The 14,323-nt window shown below is 65.3% G+C and carries 15 protein-coding genes; 6 read left to right on the forward strand and 9 right to left on the reverse strand.

Annotated elements, in window-relative coordinates; all coding sequences use genetic code 11:
• Nucleotides 1-8: 8 nt before the first annotated feature.
• Both DT603_RS02000 and DT603_RS02005 read right to left on the reverse strand, forming a co-directional pair.
• A complete protein-coding gene (locus DT603_RS02000; RefSeq protein WP_162348164.1) occupies nucleotides 9-1,028 on the reverse strand; it encodes an N-acetylornithine carbamoyltransferase in 1,020 nt (339 codons plus the stop codon).
• Between the two features lie 214 nt (nucleotides 1,029-1,242).
• Nucleotides 1,243-1,737, reverse strand: coding sequence for a glycine zipper 2TM domain-containing protein (locus tag DT603_RS02005; RefSeq protein ID WP_211368233.1), 495 nt, complete (start codon nucleotides 1,735-1,737; stop codon nucleotides 1,243-1,245).
• Between the two features lie 123 nt (nucleotides 1,738-1,860).
• On the opposite strand from DT603_RS02005, the gene cysS reads away from it, so the two are divergent.
• Genes cysS through DT603_RS02020 form a run of 3 tightly spaced genes read left to right on the forward strand, consistent with a single transcriptional unit; the run spans nucleotide 1,861 to nucleotide 4,909 of the window.
• The gene (cysS, locus tag DT603_RS02010; protein ID WP_162348165.1) at nucleotides 1,861-3,228 is read left to right on the forward strand and encodes a cysteine--tRNA ligase; all 1,368 of its coding nucleotides are present in this window, start codon (nucleotides 1,861-1,863) and stop codon (nucleotides 3,226-3,228) included.
• On the forward strand, nucleotides 3,228-3,677 hold the full coding sequence (locus DT603_RS02015) for a SufE family protein (protein WP_162348166.1): 450 nt from the start codon (nucleotides 3,228-3,230) through the stop codon (nucleotides 3,675-3,677). Before cysS ends, DT603_RS02015 begins: the two co-directional genes overlap by 1 nt.
• Nucleotides 3,674-4,909 carry an MFS transporter gene (locus DT603_RS02020; protein WP_162348167.1) on the forward strand — a complete coding sequence of 412 codons (1,236 nt, stop codon included), beginning with the start codon at nucleotides 3,674-3,676 and terminating at the stop codon, nucleotides 4,907-4,909. Before DT603_RS02015 ends, DT603_RS02020 begins: the two co-directional genes overlap by 4 nt.
• A gap of 75 nt (nucleotides 4,910-4,984) precedes the next feature.
• Here DT603_RS02020 and dksA read toward each other — a convergent pair whose 3' ends face one another.
• Nucleotides 4,985-6,121, reverse strand: coding sequence for an RNA polymerase-binding protein DksA (dksA, locus tag DT603_RS02025; protein ID WP_162348168.1), 1,137 nt, complete (start codon nucleotides 6,119-6,121; stop codon nucleotides 4,985-4,987).
• 119 nt (nucleotides 6,122-6,240) lie between these two features.
• On the opposite strand from dksA, the gene yidD reads away from it, so the two are divergent.
• Genes yidD through DT603_RS02040 form a run of 3 tightly spaced genes read left to right on the forward strand, consistent with a single transcriptional unit; the run spans nucleotide 6,241 to nucleotide 8,671 of the window.
• Complete coding sequence (yidD, locus tag DT603_RS02030) at nucleotides 6,241-6,492, forward strand: membrane protein insertion efficiency factor YidD (protein WP_162348169.1); 252 nt, start codon at nucleotides 6,241-6,243, stop codon at nucleotides 6,490-6,492.
• The gene (locus tag DT603_RS02035; protein ID WP_162348170.1) at nucleotides 6,492-7,838 is read left to right on the forward strand and encodes a dihydroorotase; all 1,347 of its coding nucleotides are present in this window, start codon (nucleotides 6,492-6,494) and stop codon (nucleotides 7,836-7,838) included. The genes yidD and DT603_RS02035 overlap by 1 nt, the downstream gene beginning before the upstream one ends.
• Nucleotides 7,835-8,671 (forward strand): M23 family metallopeptidase, encoded by an 837-nt coding sequence (locus DT603_RS02040; protein WP_162348171.1) that lies wholly within the window; start codon nucleotides 7,835-7,837, stop codon nucleotides 8,669-8,671. Before DT603_RS02035 ends, DT603_RS02040 begins: the two co-directional genes overlap by 4 nt.
• A 106-nt stretch (nucleotides 8,672-8,777) precedes the next feature.
• Here the strand turns inward: DT603_RS02040 and folE2 are convergent, their stop codons facing one another.
• The 6 genes from folE2 to efp all read right to left on the reverse strand — a co-directional run bounded on the left by folE2 (nucleotide 8,778) and on the right by efp (nucleotide 14,306).
• Nucleotides 8,778-9,710, reverse strand: a complete 933-nt coding sequence (gene folE2 / locus DT603_RS02045) for a GTP cyclohydrolase FolE2 (protein ID WP_162348172.1) — start codon at nucleotides 9,708-9,710, stop codon at nucleotides 8,778-8,780.
• A 76-nt stretch (nucleotides 9,711-9,786) separates the two neighbouring features.
• Complete coding sequence (locus DT603_RS02050; RefSeq protein WP_162348173.1) at nucleotides 9,787-10,500, reverse strand: phytoene/squalene synthase family protein; 714 nt, start codon at nucleotides 10,498-10,500, stop codon at nucleotides 9,787-9,789.
• Between the two features lie 97 nt (nucleotides 10,501-10,597).
• Nucleotides 10,598-11,275, reverse strand: a complete 678-nt coding sequence (locus tag DT603_RS02055) for a phosphoglycolate phosphatase (protein WP_162348174.1) — start codon at nucleotides 11,273-11,275, stop codon at nucleotides 10,598-10,600.
• On the reverse strand, nucleotides 11,272-11,994 hold the full coding sequence (gene ubiG / locus DT603_RS02060; protein WP_162348175.1) for a bifunctional 2-polyprenyl-6-hydroxyphenol methylase/3-demethylubiquinol 3-O-methyltransferase UbiG: 723 nt from the start codon (nucleotides 11,992-11,994) through the stop codon (nucleotides 11,272-11,274). The genes DT603_RS02055 and ubiG overlap by 4 nt, the downstream gene beginning before the upstream one ends.
• A 40-nt stretch (nucleotides 11,995-12,034) precedes the next feature.
• Nucleotides 12,035-13,375 carry a TRZ/ATZ family hydrolase gene (locus tag DT603_RS02065; protein ID WP_162348176.1) on the reverse strand — a complete coding sequence of 447 codons (1,341 nt, stop codon included), beginning with the start codon at nucleotides 13,373-13,375 and terminating at the stop codon, nucleotides 12,035-12,037.
• A gap of 364 nt (nucleotides 13,376-13,739) precedes the next feature.
• The gene (efp, locus tag DT603_RS02070; protein ID WP_162348177.1) at nucleotides 13,740-14,306 is read right to left on the reverse strand and encodes an elongation factor P; all 567 of its coding nucleotides are present in this window, start codon (nucleotides 14,304-14,306) and stop codon (nucleotides 13,740-13,742) included.
• Between the last annotated feature and the right edge of the window lie 17 nt (nucleotides 14,307-14,323).

Consider the following 14,323-nt stretch of genomic DNA (forward strand, 5'->3'; position numbering starts at 1 on the left):
TTTTTTGATTACTGGTTGGCGAGTGCGGCCATCACGGCCTTCTGCACGTGAAGGCGGTTTTCGGCCTCGTTGATGGCGATGCATTGGGGCGAATCCATCACTGCGTCGGTGGCCTTGATGTTCCGGCGCAACGGCAGGCAATGACTGAAGACCCCGTTGTTGGTGAGTGCCATCTTGCGTTCGTCGACGATGAAGTGCTTGTACTGGTCGCGGATGGGTTTTTCGGGTTCCCAGTTGCCGAAGTAAGGCAGCGCGCCCCAGCTTTTGGCGTAGATGATGTCCGCGCCCGCATAGGCACTGTCGGTGTCATGGCTGATGGACAGCGAACCACCGTTTTCGGCCACGTTCTGTTGGGCCCAGCCCATGTAGCGCTCGTCCAGGATGTACTCGGGCGTCGGGCACAACAGAGTCACGTCCATGCCCATGCGCGTGGCGATGGTCAACGCGGAGTTGGCCACCGCGGTGTTCAGCGCCTTGGGGTGGTACGTCCAGGTGAGAACGTACTTCTTGCCGCGCAAATCCGGGGTGCCGAAGTGCTCCTGCAGGGCCAGCACATGCGCAAGTTCCTGGCACGGGTGGGTGATGGTTTCCAGGTTGATAACCGGCACCGTCGCGTGCTGGGCAAAGCCGCGCAGCACCTGGTCCTGGCGGTCCTTGGACCAGTCGATGAACTTGGGGAAAGCGCGCACGGCGATCATGTCGACATAGCGCGAGAGCACCCTGGCCACTTCGGCAATATGTTCCTCGGTGTCGCCATCCATCACCGTGCCGAGTTCGAACTCGATCGGCCAGGCATCCTTGCCTGGCTGCAGGACCACCGCGTGGCCGCCCAGCTGGAAGGCGCCCAGCTCGAAGCTGGTGCGGGTGCGCAGCGACGGATTGAAGAACACCAGGGCTATGGACTTGCCCTTCAGCGCATCGCCCAGCTTGTGCTGCTTGTACAGCGAGGCCTGCGTGAGCAACGCGTCCAGGTCGGTGCGCGACCAGTCCTGCGTATTCAAGAAGTGTTTGATGGCATGCGGCTTCATTGCGACTTCCCAGGGATCAGAAACGAGAAAACCCAGCGCCAGGCTGGGTTCCGGTTGAACAAGCAAAAACGTCCGGCGACCCAGCTAGATACGCGGTTCCGGTCGGCGGGCACGGGACGTCATTCCCGAAGCCATCCGGGCGGCGCTTGCGTGCAGGTGCGTGTTCATCTTCATTGGCCGCATCGTCGCATGCGCAATGCTGCGGTGCAAGGCTTCAGGGCGTGGCGAAGCTCTGGCCCGGTATATAGGGCATCACCGACACCCGGATGCGCAGCCGATTGCCCGGATCCTCGGCCAGGCGAGATCGATACTTGAAGCCCTTGTAGAGGTAGTCCACGTCATAGGCGATGGGACGGCGGAACTCCCGTTCCACGGGGACCATGCGGCATGTGGGTTTGGCTGGTTCGACCTTGGGCTGGGGTTCCGGGTCGCGGGTAAACACGCCTTTGACCGAGTCCACCAGCTTGTTCCAACGCCCGTCATCCTGCATCGGCGGCGCCGGCCGCGGGGCCGGCTTCTCTTCGCATTTCATCTCGGTACGCGAGGCGCGGAGGGTCTGGTAGACCGGCTCCACTGCCAGCACCTGGGCATAGTCGAGGCGCACGTTCTCCACCGGGACCACCGTGGTCGGGCCCTCCTGCGCAGTCGCGGGGAATACCGCGGGCACAAGGAGGCAGAGCGCGAACAAGGTGCGGTGGTACAAAGGCATGAGGCCACTGGGATGGAATCGCGGCCTCCAGTGTAGGGGCCATGCCTTGAGTGGGGCTGAATCGATGCTGTTGATTCCCGGGAGGGCCGGTAGAATCGACGGGTCTCCGCCACCACCCCACCCATGACCCTGAGATTGCACAACAACCTGACCCGTCAGGTCGAACCGTTCGCGCCGCTGGATCCTGCCTGCCCCACCATGTATCTGTGCGGCCCCACGGTCTACAACTATGTGCATATCGGCAATGCCCGCGGCCCCGTCGTGTTCGGGGTGCTTGCGGCCCTGTTGAAGCGCCGCTTTGGCGGCCTGCGCTACGCCCGCAACATCACCGATATCGATGACAAGATCAATGCATCGGCGAAGGAGCTGGGCGTTCCGATCACCACCATCACCGACAAGTACGCCGCCGCCTACCGCGAGGACATGGCCGGCCTGGGCGTGGTTCCGCAGGACCTGCAACCGGAAGCGACCGCTCACGTCCCCCACATCATCGCGATGATCGAGCGGCTGATCGAGCGCGGCCACGCCTACGCCGCCGAGGGCCACGTACTGTTCGCGGTCGCCACGTTCGATGGCTACGGCAAGCTGTCGCGCCGCGACCCCGATGAAATGCTGGCGGGTGCGCGGGTGGAAGTGGCGCCCTACAAACGCGATGCCGGCGATTTCGTGCTGTGGAAGCCTTCCACCGATGATCTTCCGGGCTGGGACTCGCCCTGGGGCCGTGGTCGGCCGGGCTGGCACATCGAATGCTCGGCCATGATCGAGGCGATCTTCGGCGAGACCATCGACATCCATGCCGGTGGCGTGGACCTGCAGTTCCCGCACCACGAGAACGAAATCGCGCAGAGCGAATGCGCGCACGGTGGCAAGGTCTTCGCCCGCTTCTGGCTGCACAACGGCATGCTCAACTTCGGCGGCGCGAAAATGTCGAAGTCGGTGGGCAATGTGGAAAGAGTGCACGAACTGCTGAAGCAGCACCCGCCCGAGGCACTGCGCTATGCGCTGATTTCCGCGCATTACCGCCAGCCGCTGGAATGGTCCGACGCACTGGTCGAACAATCGGTCCGCACCCTGGATCGCCTGTACGGCACGTTGCGCGACCTCGCAGGGGTGCGGGCGGAGGCGCGGATTCCCGACACGGTGGAAGCCGCGCTGGATGACGACCTGAACACTCCGCAGGCGCTGGCTGAACTGGCGAGGATCGCGGGCGAGGCGCGCAAGGCTGCCAGCGATCAGGACAGGACCCGGCTGAAGTCCGAGCTGCTCGGCGCGGGCCTGGCCCTGGGACTGCTGCAGCAGGATTCAGCCGACTGGTTTGGGCGTGGCGCTTCGGTCGATGACGATGTGCGCATACAGGGCCTGATCGACGAACGCAACGAAGCCAAAAAGAATCGCGACTTCGGCCGTTCCGATGCCATCCGTGACCAGCTGGCCGCGGAAGGCGTGATGCTGGAAGACACCGCGCAGGGCGTGCGCTGGAAGCGCGGATGATGCGCGTCGAAACCAGCCCGCCCATTTTCCCGCTGGAGCCGTCCGCGGCAGAAGCGCAACGCGAGATCAAGGAGGAGTTCGGCTTCTTCAGTGACTGGTCCGAGCGCTACCAGTACCTGATCGACCTGGGGCGCAAGTTGCCGCCCTTCCCGGATGCGTGGAAAACCGAGGAAAACCGGTTGCTCGGTTGCCAGTCGCTGGTCTGGATCGTGCCGCGTGGCGATGCGAGCAGGCTCGATTTCGAGGCGATCAGCGATTCGGCGATCGTGTCGGGCCTGATCTACCTGGCGCTCCGCGTGTACTCGGGGCGTCCGGCGGCCGAAATCCTCGCGACCACACCCGACTACATCGGCGACATAGGCCTGGCCAGGCATCTGTCGCCAACGCGCAGCAACGGCCTGGCTGCAATCCTTGCCTTCATCCAGGACACCGCGCGCAGCCGCGCATGAACGCAGCGAATCTTCCCGGATCGCCATTGCGCAGTCCGGCCTTCGTCGGCCTGCTGGTGTACCGCCTGCTGGCCTTGCTGTCCTACCAGATCACTGCGGTGACGGTGGGCTGGCACATCTACCAGCTCACCCGCGACCCACTGGCCCTGGGATTGATAGGCCTGGCCGAAGTCATTCCGTATTTCTGCTTCGCGCTTTTCGCCGGCTATGCGGTCGACCACATGCGTCGCCGGCGCCTGGGCATGTATGCCTGCTTCGGCCTGCTGCTGACCACCTTGGCGCTGGCAGGCGTGGCCAGCGGCCACCTGCCCTCGTTCGGGACAGCCACCATCTACGCGGCCATCGCCGTCAACGGCGTCGTGCGCGCGTTCTTCGCGCCTGTCTACACGGCGTTGTTCGCCCGCATTCTGCCGCGCGAACAATATGCCCGTGGCGCAGGCATCGGCAGCGTGGTCATGCAGACCGGCCTGGTGCTGGGTCCTGCGCTGGGCGGCCTGCTGGTGGCCTGGGGTGGCAATACCCTGGCCTATCTGGTGGCATCGGGATTTGCGGCTGCGGCGGCGATTGCGATCATTTCACTGCGGGTGAACGAGCCGCCCGCGACCACCGAACGCGCACCCGTATTCAAGAGCATCGGCGAAGGCCTGCGCTTCGTGTTCAACAACCAGGTGGTGCTGGGCGCCCAGGCGCTGGACATGTTCTCGGTGCTGTTCGGTGGTGCCGTGGCGCTGCTGCCCGCCTTCATCCACGACATCCTGCACTACGGCCCGGAGGCCTTCGGCCTGCTGCGCGCGGCGCCAGCAGCCGGTGCGGTACTGGTCGGCCTGTGGCTGGCGCGGCATCCACCGCAACGCAATGCGGGACGCCTGCTGCTCTACGCGGTGGCCGGGTTCGGCCTGTGCATCATCGGCTTCGCCTTGTCCCGCGATTTCTGGCTGTCGATGCTGATGCTGGTGCTGTCAGGCATGTGCGACGGCGTCTCCGTGGTGCTTCGTTCAACAATCCTGCAACTGGCCACGCCCGACGATATGCGCGGACGGGTTTCCTCCATCAACGGCATCTTCATCGGTTCCTCCAATGAACTGGGTGCATTTGAATCAGGACTGGCGGCCAGGCTCCTGGGTCTGGTGCCCTCGGTGGTATTCGGCGGCATGATGACCCTTGCGGTGGTCGGCGTAACCGCATGGAAGGCGCCGAAGCTGAGGCGCCTGAACCTGCACGACCTGCAGTAGCAGCTCTCGCGGTCACGCCCATGAAAAAGCCCCGCAATGCGGGGCCTTTTCTGCAGCCGAAGCAAGCGCGGCGGATCAGTCGCCCTGCTGCTTCTGCATATGCTCCCAGCGTTCCTGCGCATCGATGGTGCGCTCGGCGGTCAGGCGCGCCTCCAGGCGGTCCAGGCCGATTTCCTCACCGGTGTCGGCGCAGTAGCCGTAATCGCCGCCTTCCAGCCGCTTGAGCGTGCTGTCGATCTTGCCGATCAGCTTGCGGTAACGGTCGCGGGTGCGCAGTTCCAGTGAGTTCTCGGTCTCGCGGGTGGCGCGCTCGGCTTCATCGCCTACGTCGCGTACTTCGTCCTTGAGGTTCTCGATGGTCTGCTTGGATTCCTCCACCAGGTCGGCACGCCAGGTGAGCAGGCGCTGGCGGAAATATTCCAGCTGCAGGGTGCTCATGTACTCCTCGTCCGCCGAGGGCTTGTAGCCATTCGGGATGAGCGGACGGCCGGTGGTTTCATCATTCCTGAAGGGCACGACCTTGACCTTGCCGCGTGGAGCGGGCGTGGCCGAAGGCTTGTTGACCACGGCAACAGCCACCTTGCCGGTGGGACGCGGGATGGGTGCCTTGGCAACGGGGGCCGGCGGAGCGGCTGCGGATTTTGAATTTTTGGATGTCTTGGGGGAAGGCACAGTTTTGATTGGATTCGATTTGACGGCTGGCGCCGGTGCCGGAGTTGCAGCAGCCTTGGGAACAGGCGCTTGGGCACGGCCAGCGGCCGGGGGAGCGGGCTTGGCAGGAGTCGCTTTGGCCGCAGCAGGCAGGGTGGCCGGCTTCGGTACGGAGGGAGTGGGTGCAGGCTTCTTGGCCGGTGCGGGCTTCTTGGCCGGTGCGGTCTTTACGGCAGGTTTCGCGGCAGCAGGCTTCACAGCAGCCTTGGCTGTGGGCTTGGGCGCGGGCTTGGGTGCGACCGCCTTCTTGGCGGGCACGGGTTTCTTGGCGGCAGGCGCTTTCTTGGCCAGGGTCTTCTTGACCGGCACCGCCTTCTTGGCCACGGGTTTCTTGGCGACCACCTTCTTGGCAACCGTCTTGGCAGGCGCTTTCTTGGCCGCCACAGGCTTGGCTGCAGGCTTTTTCGCCGGTGCCGGTTTGGCGGCAGGCTTCCTGGCAACGGGCTTGGCGGGTTTCTTGACCGGCTTGGCGGCCTTCTTCGCAGGTTTCTTTGCAGCCACGAAAAGCGCTTCCTTCAACTTCCCGGGTCCGGGAAGGGGGCGCCTTTATAGCCTACCGCGTCCGGCGCGGCAACCACCGCTTCACTGAAGTCGCCGGGCAACTCGCATATCATCCGTGGATGGTCGGCCGTTTACTCATCTTCCTCCTGCGACTTTACAAGCGCTTCATCAGTCCGTTGCTGGGACCGCGATGCCGCTTCGCGCCCAGTTGCTCGGAATATGCGATGCAGGCCATCGCCGGCTTTGGTCCTTTGACCGGCAGCTGGTTAGCCGTCAGGCGTATAGGTCGCTGCCATCCCTTCCATCCCGGTGGACACGACCCCGTGCCCGACAAGCCGGTCCATGCCAACCACTCCACTGGAACCCCCTGATGCCCGGCACCCTCATAGTCAACGCACGTCTGGTCAACGAAGGCCGTGAATTCGACGGCGACCTGCGTTTCGCCAATGGCCGCATCACCCATGTGGGCGGCGAACTCAAGGCGCAGCCGGGCGACCAGGTGATCGAGGCCGGCGGGCGCTGGCTGCTTCCGGGCATGATCGATGACCAGGTGCACTTCCGCGAACCCGGTCTGACCCACAAGGGCGACATTGCCACCGAGTCGGCGGCGGCGGCCGCTGGCGGCCTGACCACCTTCATGGACATGCCCAATACGACCCCTCCCACCCTGGATGCCCAGGCGCTCGAGGCCAAATACCAGGCGGCGACGGGTCGGGCGTGGGGCAACTTCGGTTTCTACCTGGGCGCCAGCAACGACAACCTGGAAGCGGTGCGCAGCCTGGATCCCAGGACCGCCCCCGGCATCAAGGTATTCATGGGCGCCTCCACCGGCAACATGCTGGTCGACAACCCCGAGACGCTGGATGCGATCTTCCGCGAGGCGCCCACCCCCATCATCACCCACTGCGAAGACACCCCGACGATCGACGCCAACCTGGCCCGGTTCAAGGCGCAGTACGGCGAAGACATCCCGGTCGAATGCCACCCTGACATCCGCTCGCGCGAGGCCTGCATCAAATCCACCCGGCTGGCCATTTCGCTGGCGCGCAAGCACGGCACCCGCCTGCACGTGCTGCATATTTCCACTGCCGACGAGCTGGCCCTGTTCACGCCCGGGCCGCTCGTCCATGCCGACGGAACCCGCAAGCGCATCACCGCCGAGACCTGCATCCATTTCCTGCGCTTCGACCGTGGCGATTACGCGCGCCTGGGCAATCTGATCAAGTGCAACCCCGCCATCAAGGATGCCAGCGACCGCGAGGCGCTGATCGGCGCGCTGGCCGACAACGTCATCGACGTGCTGGCCACCGACCACGCGCCACACACCCTGGAAGAAAAATCCCGGCCCTATTCGCAGGCTCCATCGGGCCTGCCGCTGGTGCAATACGCGCTGGTGGCAGCGCTGGAGCTTGTGCACGAGAAGAAGTCGTCAGCGGCGCAGATCGTCAACAAACTGGCCCATGCGCCCGCGCAACTGTTCGACGTGAAGGAACGCGGCTACCTGCGCGAAGGCTACTGGGCCGACCTGGTGCTGGTGGACAACGAACCCTTTACCGTCAGGCGCGAAGACGTGCTGTCCAAATGCGGCTGGTCGCCGTTTGAAGGTGCGACCTTCCAGTCGCGGGTCGCAGGCACGTGGGTCAACGGGCGCATGGTGTGGAACGGTGAACAGCTCGTTGGCACTCCGAATGGAAGGCGCCTGGAGTTCAGCCGTTGAGATTGCCGCTTGCCTGGGCACTGCTGGCATTGGCCACGGTACCGGCGTTGGCCCAGCAGACCGCCACCAGCCCCGCGAGCCAACCAGCCGTCTTTCCCGCCAGCGTTTCGCAAGGTGCACTGGTATTCGGCAAGGTGCCGCCAGGCAGCAAGGTGCGCTACGCCGGACGCGAGCTGCGCGTCAGCGGCTATGGCACGGTGGTGTTTGGCGTGGGCCGGGATGAACGCGGACCACTTGTCGTGGACATAGTCCGTCCCGATGGCATGCGCGATACAGCCCAGGTCGCGGTGATCCCGCGTGACTGGCCGGTGGAACACGTCAATGGAGTGCCGCCGAAGACCGTCAATCCGCCACCGGCCATTGCCGAGCGGATCAAGCGCGAACAGGCGCTGGTGACTGCCGCGCGCAACCGTGACGACGACCGCACCGATTTCGCCAAGCCGTTCGTGTGGCCGGTGCAGGGACGCATCAGTGGCCGCTTCGGCAATGGACGCGTCTACAACGGGCAGCCCGGCGCCGGCCATTCGGGCATGGATATCGCGGCTGCGACGGGCACTCCGGTCAAGGCCCCGGCGGCTGGGGTGGTGACCTTTGCCGCACCCGATCTTTACCTGACCGGCGGCACCCTGTTGCTGGACCACGGCTTTGGCGTCAGCTCGAACTTCCTGCATCTGTCGCGCATCGACGTGAAGGTCGGGGACCGCGTCGAGCAGGGCCAGGTCATTGCCGCGGTCGGTGCGACGGGACGGGCGACCGGGCCGCATCTGCACTGGGGGATGAGCTGGCTCGACGTACGCATAGATCCGCTGCTGGTGCTCGAACGCGGAAAGTAGGAACCGCGGTCCCTTAACCGGGGGCACTGCGGCGCGTTGCCGACATCGGCTGGATCGCCTCTGCTTCAACCTGCGTCGCGTTGTACCGCTTCAGTGAGCCGTTGCCTCAGGCGTTGTTGCCGCTGACCCGTGCGACAGCATCATGCGGATGCAGGCTTTCATAATGGGAGACGCTGGCCTGGTAGCTTTCGACGCGTGCGTCGGCGGCCAGCACCGAGGCCACGCGCCGCGCGGCGTCTTCGCAGAACATCAGGTTGTCGGCATTAAGGCGAGCGAAGGCCTGCTCGTCGACACGCTTGACCGCGGTCTGCACCGGCGTGGCCAGCACTTTTTCCAGCGCGTCGATCAATGGCAGCAGCGGCAGCTCATCGAACTGCGTGCGCAGCTCTACCCGGACCTGCGCGCGGCTGCGCTGGGCGTGCGGGGTGGCCGCCATGCCGCGCTCGGACTGCAGCCAATCGTGCACGGCCTGGGTGGACGCCGTGCCGGCAGCGTCGAAATCCTCGCTGAAACGCTCGGCATTGAGCTGGCGCGACAGCGCCGCCGAGGCCGGGCAGGTGCTGGAATATTCCAGCGAGAAACCCAGCGCAAGTTGCAGGTGCCCGTCGCGCAGCGTGGCTTCGATTTCCACCGGATAGGATTTCCAGCCGCTGTTGTCGCTTTCAAGCGCGCGCCGTTGCAGCAGCGCCTGGTAGCGGATTTTCAGGCGCGCCTGCGAAGCCAGCCCCGCCTGCGAGGTGATGCTCTCCTGCAGCAGGTGGCGCAGGCCCGCCGGGGTGATTGCTTCCCGGGCCAGGCCCTCTTGCAGCTGCAGGTAGAGGCGTGACATGTGGATGCCCCGCGCCTCCGCATTCACCAGGTTTACCGACAGGTCGACGCTGGCAGCGACCTGCAGCTGGCCGCCAGCCCCGTCGGAAACCCGCATCGGCAAGGCGATGCCTTCCATGCCCACCCAGTCCAGCGCACGCGCCAGGGGCACGGCGTGGCCGGCGACATCGGGAAGATCGGTTCGCGGAACTAGGGGGGTCGGGGCGGACATCAGGGGAGCCGTACATGCGAAACAGGGGGCGATTGTACCGGCTCCCCTCCGGGCGTTCCTGCAACGGAGCGTTACGTCAGGAATCCCTTGCGGCGCGCCAGCCCAGCCACAGCGCCCGCGGCGGCGCCAGGGTCGTGACAGGCTCCCCACTGCCCTTGAAACGCTGCAACTGCGTGCGTGCCAGGGCCGACGCCAGGCGCCTGGGCAGCGGTCCGCTCGCGCGCGTGGGCCAGTGCTGCAACAGACGTGCGGCCCAGTCGGGTTGCGATGGCGCTGGCTGGGTTCCTGCCTGGACAGGTATCGCGGCTGCGCCAGCGCCTTCCAGTCGTGCCGCCAGCAATTGCGCGGCCACCGCAGTGGTCCAGCGGCCTGTTGCCGGGGGGGCAAACAGCACGCGCTCTACCTCGGCTATCGCCGTAGCCAATGGCATTGCCGTTTCGAAGGCCTGCTCCTCGTTGCGCGGCTGTTCGCGCAGGCGGATCAGGGCCGGCAGGGCCTCGGCCAGTTCGAACCAGGGCGCCCGGTGCGGCTCCAGCACCCGACCCAGTGGATGCCGCGAGCGCTGTTGCTGCCAGTCGCGCAATTCCTCGCCCCACCAGGCCAGCTTGGCGTCAGCCGGCAAGGGGTCGCCGGCGATGTTCATCGCATCGGTGAATTCCTGCAGCAGGGAGAACCAGGCCAGCGCCACGGGCCGCTGGGCCACCGGCACGAAAACCTCGACCACGCGCCATTCCGGCCAGCGGCTGCGCCATTTGTCCAGGAAACTGTCGAGTGCGGTGGTGTCGGTCATTTCGGGATGTTGGGAACTTCGTCGGTTGCGACTTCGGAATCAGATGCGGGCAAACCTGGCAGCGCATGGCCGGCCCAGGTCGCAGCTTGCGCAGCGCCTAAAGAGCCTGCGGCCAATTGCCGGCCTCAAGCAAGGCCGATGGCGATTCCAGCACGATGTCCGCACCCCACTGCGCGGGATCTTCATGGTCCTGTCGATAACCCCACAAAGCCGCGATGCAGGGCATGCGCGCCGCGCGTGCGGCCTGGATGTCGCGTTCGTCGTCGCCTACGTACACGCAATCGACCACCGCCATGCCCATGCGTTCGGCAGCCACCTGCAGCGGCAACGGATGCGGCTTCTTCTGGGCCAGCGTGTCGCCGCCGATCAGCACCGCGCAGCGTGATTCCCAGCCCAGCTGGGGAAGGATTTCGCGGGCCAGGTATTCAGGCTTGTTGGTCACGATGCCCCAGGCGCAACCTGACGCTTCCAGCGCCGCCAGCATCGGCTCGACATCATCGAACAGCACGCTGTGCCTGCCCAGTTCCTGCAGGTAGGTCTCCAGGAATGCGGGAACCATGCTTTCCCTGCCAGCCGTATCGAGATCCGCGAAAGCCGCGCCCAGCATGGCGCGTGCGCCCTTGGATACGTGCGGGCGAAGCTGCGACAAAGTCATGGGCGCCCTGCCCTGTGCCTGCAGCAGGCGATTGGCGGTGGCCAGCATGTCGGGGGCGCTGTCGAGCAGGGTGCCGTCGAGGTCGAACAGCGCTGCACGCGGGAACCGGGCAGGCGTCATGCGGGCTTTCTGGCGCTGGCCAGGTAATTCACGTCGGTGCGACCGATGATCCGGGCCGCATTGCGCCAGGGTTCGTAGGCCAGCCCGCTGACATCCTCAAGCTGCAACCCGGCCTCCCGCAGCCAGCCGGCAAGCTCGGCCGGCTTGATGAAGTCCTGGTAGTGATGGGTACCCTTGGGCAGCAGGCCGGCCACGTATTCGGCGCCAACGATGGCCAGGGCGAAAGCGGCGGGGGTGCGGTTGAGCGTGGACACGAACAACTGCCCGCCCGGCTTCAACAAGGTGGCGCAGGCCGAGATGATCGCCGATGGATCGGGCACGTGCTCCAGCATTTCCATGCAGGTGATCGCATCGAAGCTGCCCGGGCGTTCCTGCGCCAGCGACTCCACCGATTGCAGCAGGTAATCCACTTCGACCTTCGATTCCAGCCGGTGCAGCTTGGCAACCTTGATCAGTTCGGGCGCCAGGTCCGTTGCCGTCACCGCGGCGCCCTCCCGCGCCAGCGCCTCGCTGAGCAGGCCGGCGCCGCAGCCGACATCCAGCACCGTTGCGCCGTTCAAGGTGACTCGCTGTTTGACGTAATCCAGCCGTACCGGATTGAGCGCATGCAGCGGCTTCTGTGGGCCCTGCGGATCCCACCAGCGATTGGCCAACGCGCCGAATTTATCCAGTTCGGCCTGGTCGAAGTTGTCGGGAGCCTGGGCCGTGGAACTGTTCATGCGGTAGGTCCTTGTGGGTTCGTTTTCCATGAAGCCATGTTCAACGCAGGACCCCGGCAATCCGCGACTGCCATTGCCTGGCGTTGGCGATGATGCCCGGCATGTCCATGTCGACCAGTTCACGCGCGCGCAACCGGGACTTGCCGGCGATCCACACATCACTGACCTGGTGGCGACCGGTGGCATAGATCAGCTGGGAAACCACGTGATGCAGAGGCTGGGTTTCCAGCGCCGACAGGTCCACGCAGACCAGATCGGCCTGCTTGCCCGGCTCGATGGAGCCGACCAGGTGATCGAACCCCATCGCCTTCGCCCCGCCCAGAGTGGCCGCACGCAAGGCGCTGAAGCCGTCGAAGCCGGCCGCATCGTCGGCCACGGCCTTGGCCAGCAGGGCCGCCGTGCGGGTTTCGCCGAACATGTCCAGGTCGTTGTTGCTGGCCACGCCGTCGGTGCCGATCGCCAGGTTGACACCGGCGCGTTGCAGCGCGCAGGCCGGGCAAAAACCCGAGGCCAGCTTGAGGTTGGATTCCGGGCAGTGCACCACCGAGACGCCGCGCTCGGCACAGAGATGGATTTCCGCGTCGGTCAGCTGGGTCATGTGCACGGCGATCAGGCGGTCGTTGATCAGGCCCAGCCGGTCCAGGCGCGCGATCGGGCGTTGGCCATGTTTGTCCTGCGACTGCGCCACTTCCTGGGCGGTTTCGTGCAGATGCAGGTGCACGGGCACGTCCAGCTGGTCGGCCAGCATGCGGACATGTTCGAAATTGGCGTCCGACACCGTGTAGGGGGCATGGGGCGCAAACGCAGTGGCGATGAGGGCGTCGTCGCGCCATTGGTCATGGACCTCCCCCGCCCGATCGAAATACTCGGCGTCCGAGCTGGCCCAGGCGGTGGGGAAATCGATCACCGGCAAACCGACACGCGCGCGAAAACCATGGCGCTTGTAGGTGGCGGCCTGCACGTCGGGGAAGAAATAGTTTTCATTGCAGCAGGTGGTGCCGCCACGCAGCATTTCGGCGATGGCCAGGGTGACGCCGTCGGCGACGAATTCCGGCCCCATCACGGCGGCCTCGATCGGCCAGATGTGTTCCTGCAGCCAGACTTTCAGCGGCAGGTCGTCGGCGACGCCGCGCAGCAGGGTCATCGGGTTGTGGACGTGGGCGTTGACCATGCCGGGAATCAAGGCCGCGTCCGGCCGCGCGACCACTTCGCGCGCCGCGAATCGCAGCCGGGCCTCCGCGATTGGCAGGATCGCCACGATTTCGCTGCCTGACACGGCCACGGCATGGTCTTCCAGCACTATCCCGTGCGGGACCACTGGGACGACGAAGCCGGCTTCGATGAGGAGGTCGCAGGGTTGGGGTTGGAGGTGGTCGGTCATGCGAGGCACTCGTGACAGGCCGAAATGCTGTATGACCAGCCATGCGGCTGTTGAAAGCCCCGCCTGCGCGGGGATGACGATCTGGCAAAACCGTGCGCGTTGCGCACGGGCCAGCTGCATCGGCTTGGCCACATCGCCCGACGCTCGTTCAAGGCCACGTCGCTGGATGACCAGCCATGCGGCTGTTGAAAGCCCCGCCTGCGCGGGGATGACGAGCTGGCAAAACCGTGCGCGTTGCGCACGGGCCAGCTGCATCGGCTTGGCCACATCGCCCGACGCTCGTTCAAGGCCACGTCGCTGGATCCCCGCCTGCGCGGGGATGACGAGCTGGCAAAACCGTGCGCGTCGCGCACGGGCCAGATCGTCACTTGACTCTTGACTCGTATTCGCCGGTGCGGGTGTTGACCTTGATGATCTCGTCCTGGCTGACGAACAGCGGCACGCGGACCACGGCGCCGGTTTCCAGGGTGGCTGGTTTGCCGCCGCCGCCGGAGGTGTCACCGCGCACGCCGGGGTCGGTCTCGACGATCTTCAGCTCCACGAAGTTGGGCGGGGTCACCTGGATCGGCACGCCGTTCCACAGGGTCACCACGCAGAGTTCCTCGCCCTTCAGGTACTTGGAGGCATCACCCACGCCGGTCTTGTCGGCCTGGACCTGCTCGAAGCTTTCCGGCTGCATGAAGTGCCAGTACTCGCCATCGGCGTAGAGGAACTGCATGTCGGTGTCGACCACGTCGGCAGCTTCCAGGTCGTCGGTCGCCTTCATGGTCAGCTCCACCACCCGTCCGGACTTGATGAAGCGGTACTTCAGGCGGGTAAAGGCCTGGCCCTTGCCGGGCTTGACGTACTCGGTCTCGGTGATGACGCAGGGTTCGTTGTTGACCAGGATCTTCATCCCGTTCTTGACATCGTTCATGCCGTAACTGGCCATGCAAAGCTCCTGGAGAT

It is taken from the genome of Pseudoxanthomonas gei, assembly GCF_010119615.1.
GTDB classification, from domain to species: domain Bacteria; phylum Pseudomonadota; class Gammaproteobacteria; order Xanthomonadales; family Xanthomonadaceae; genus Pseudoxanthomonas_A; species Pseudoxanthomonas_A gei.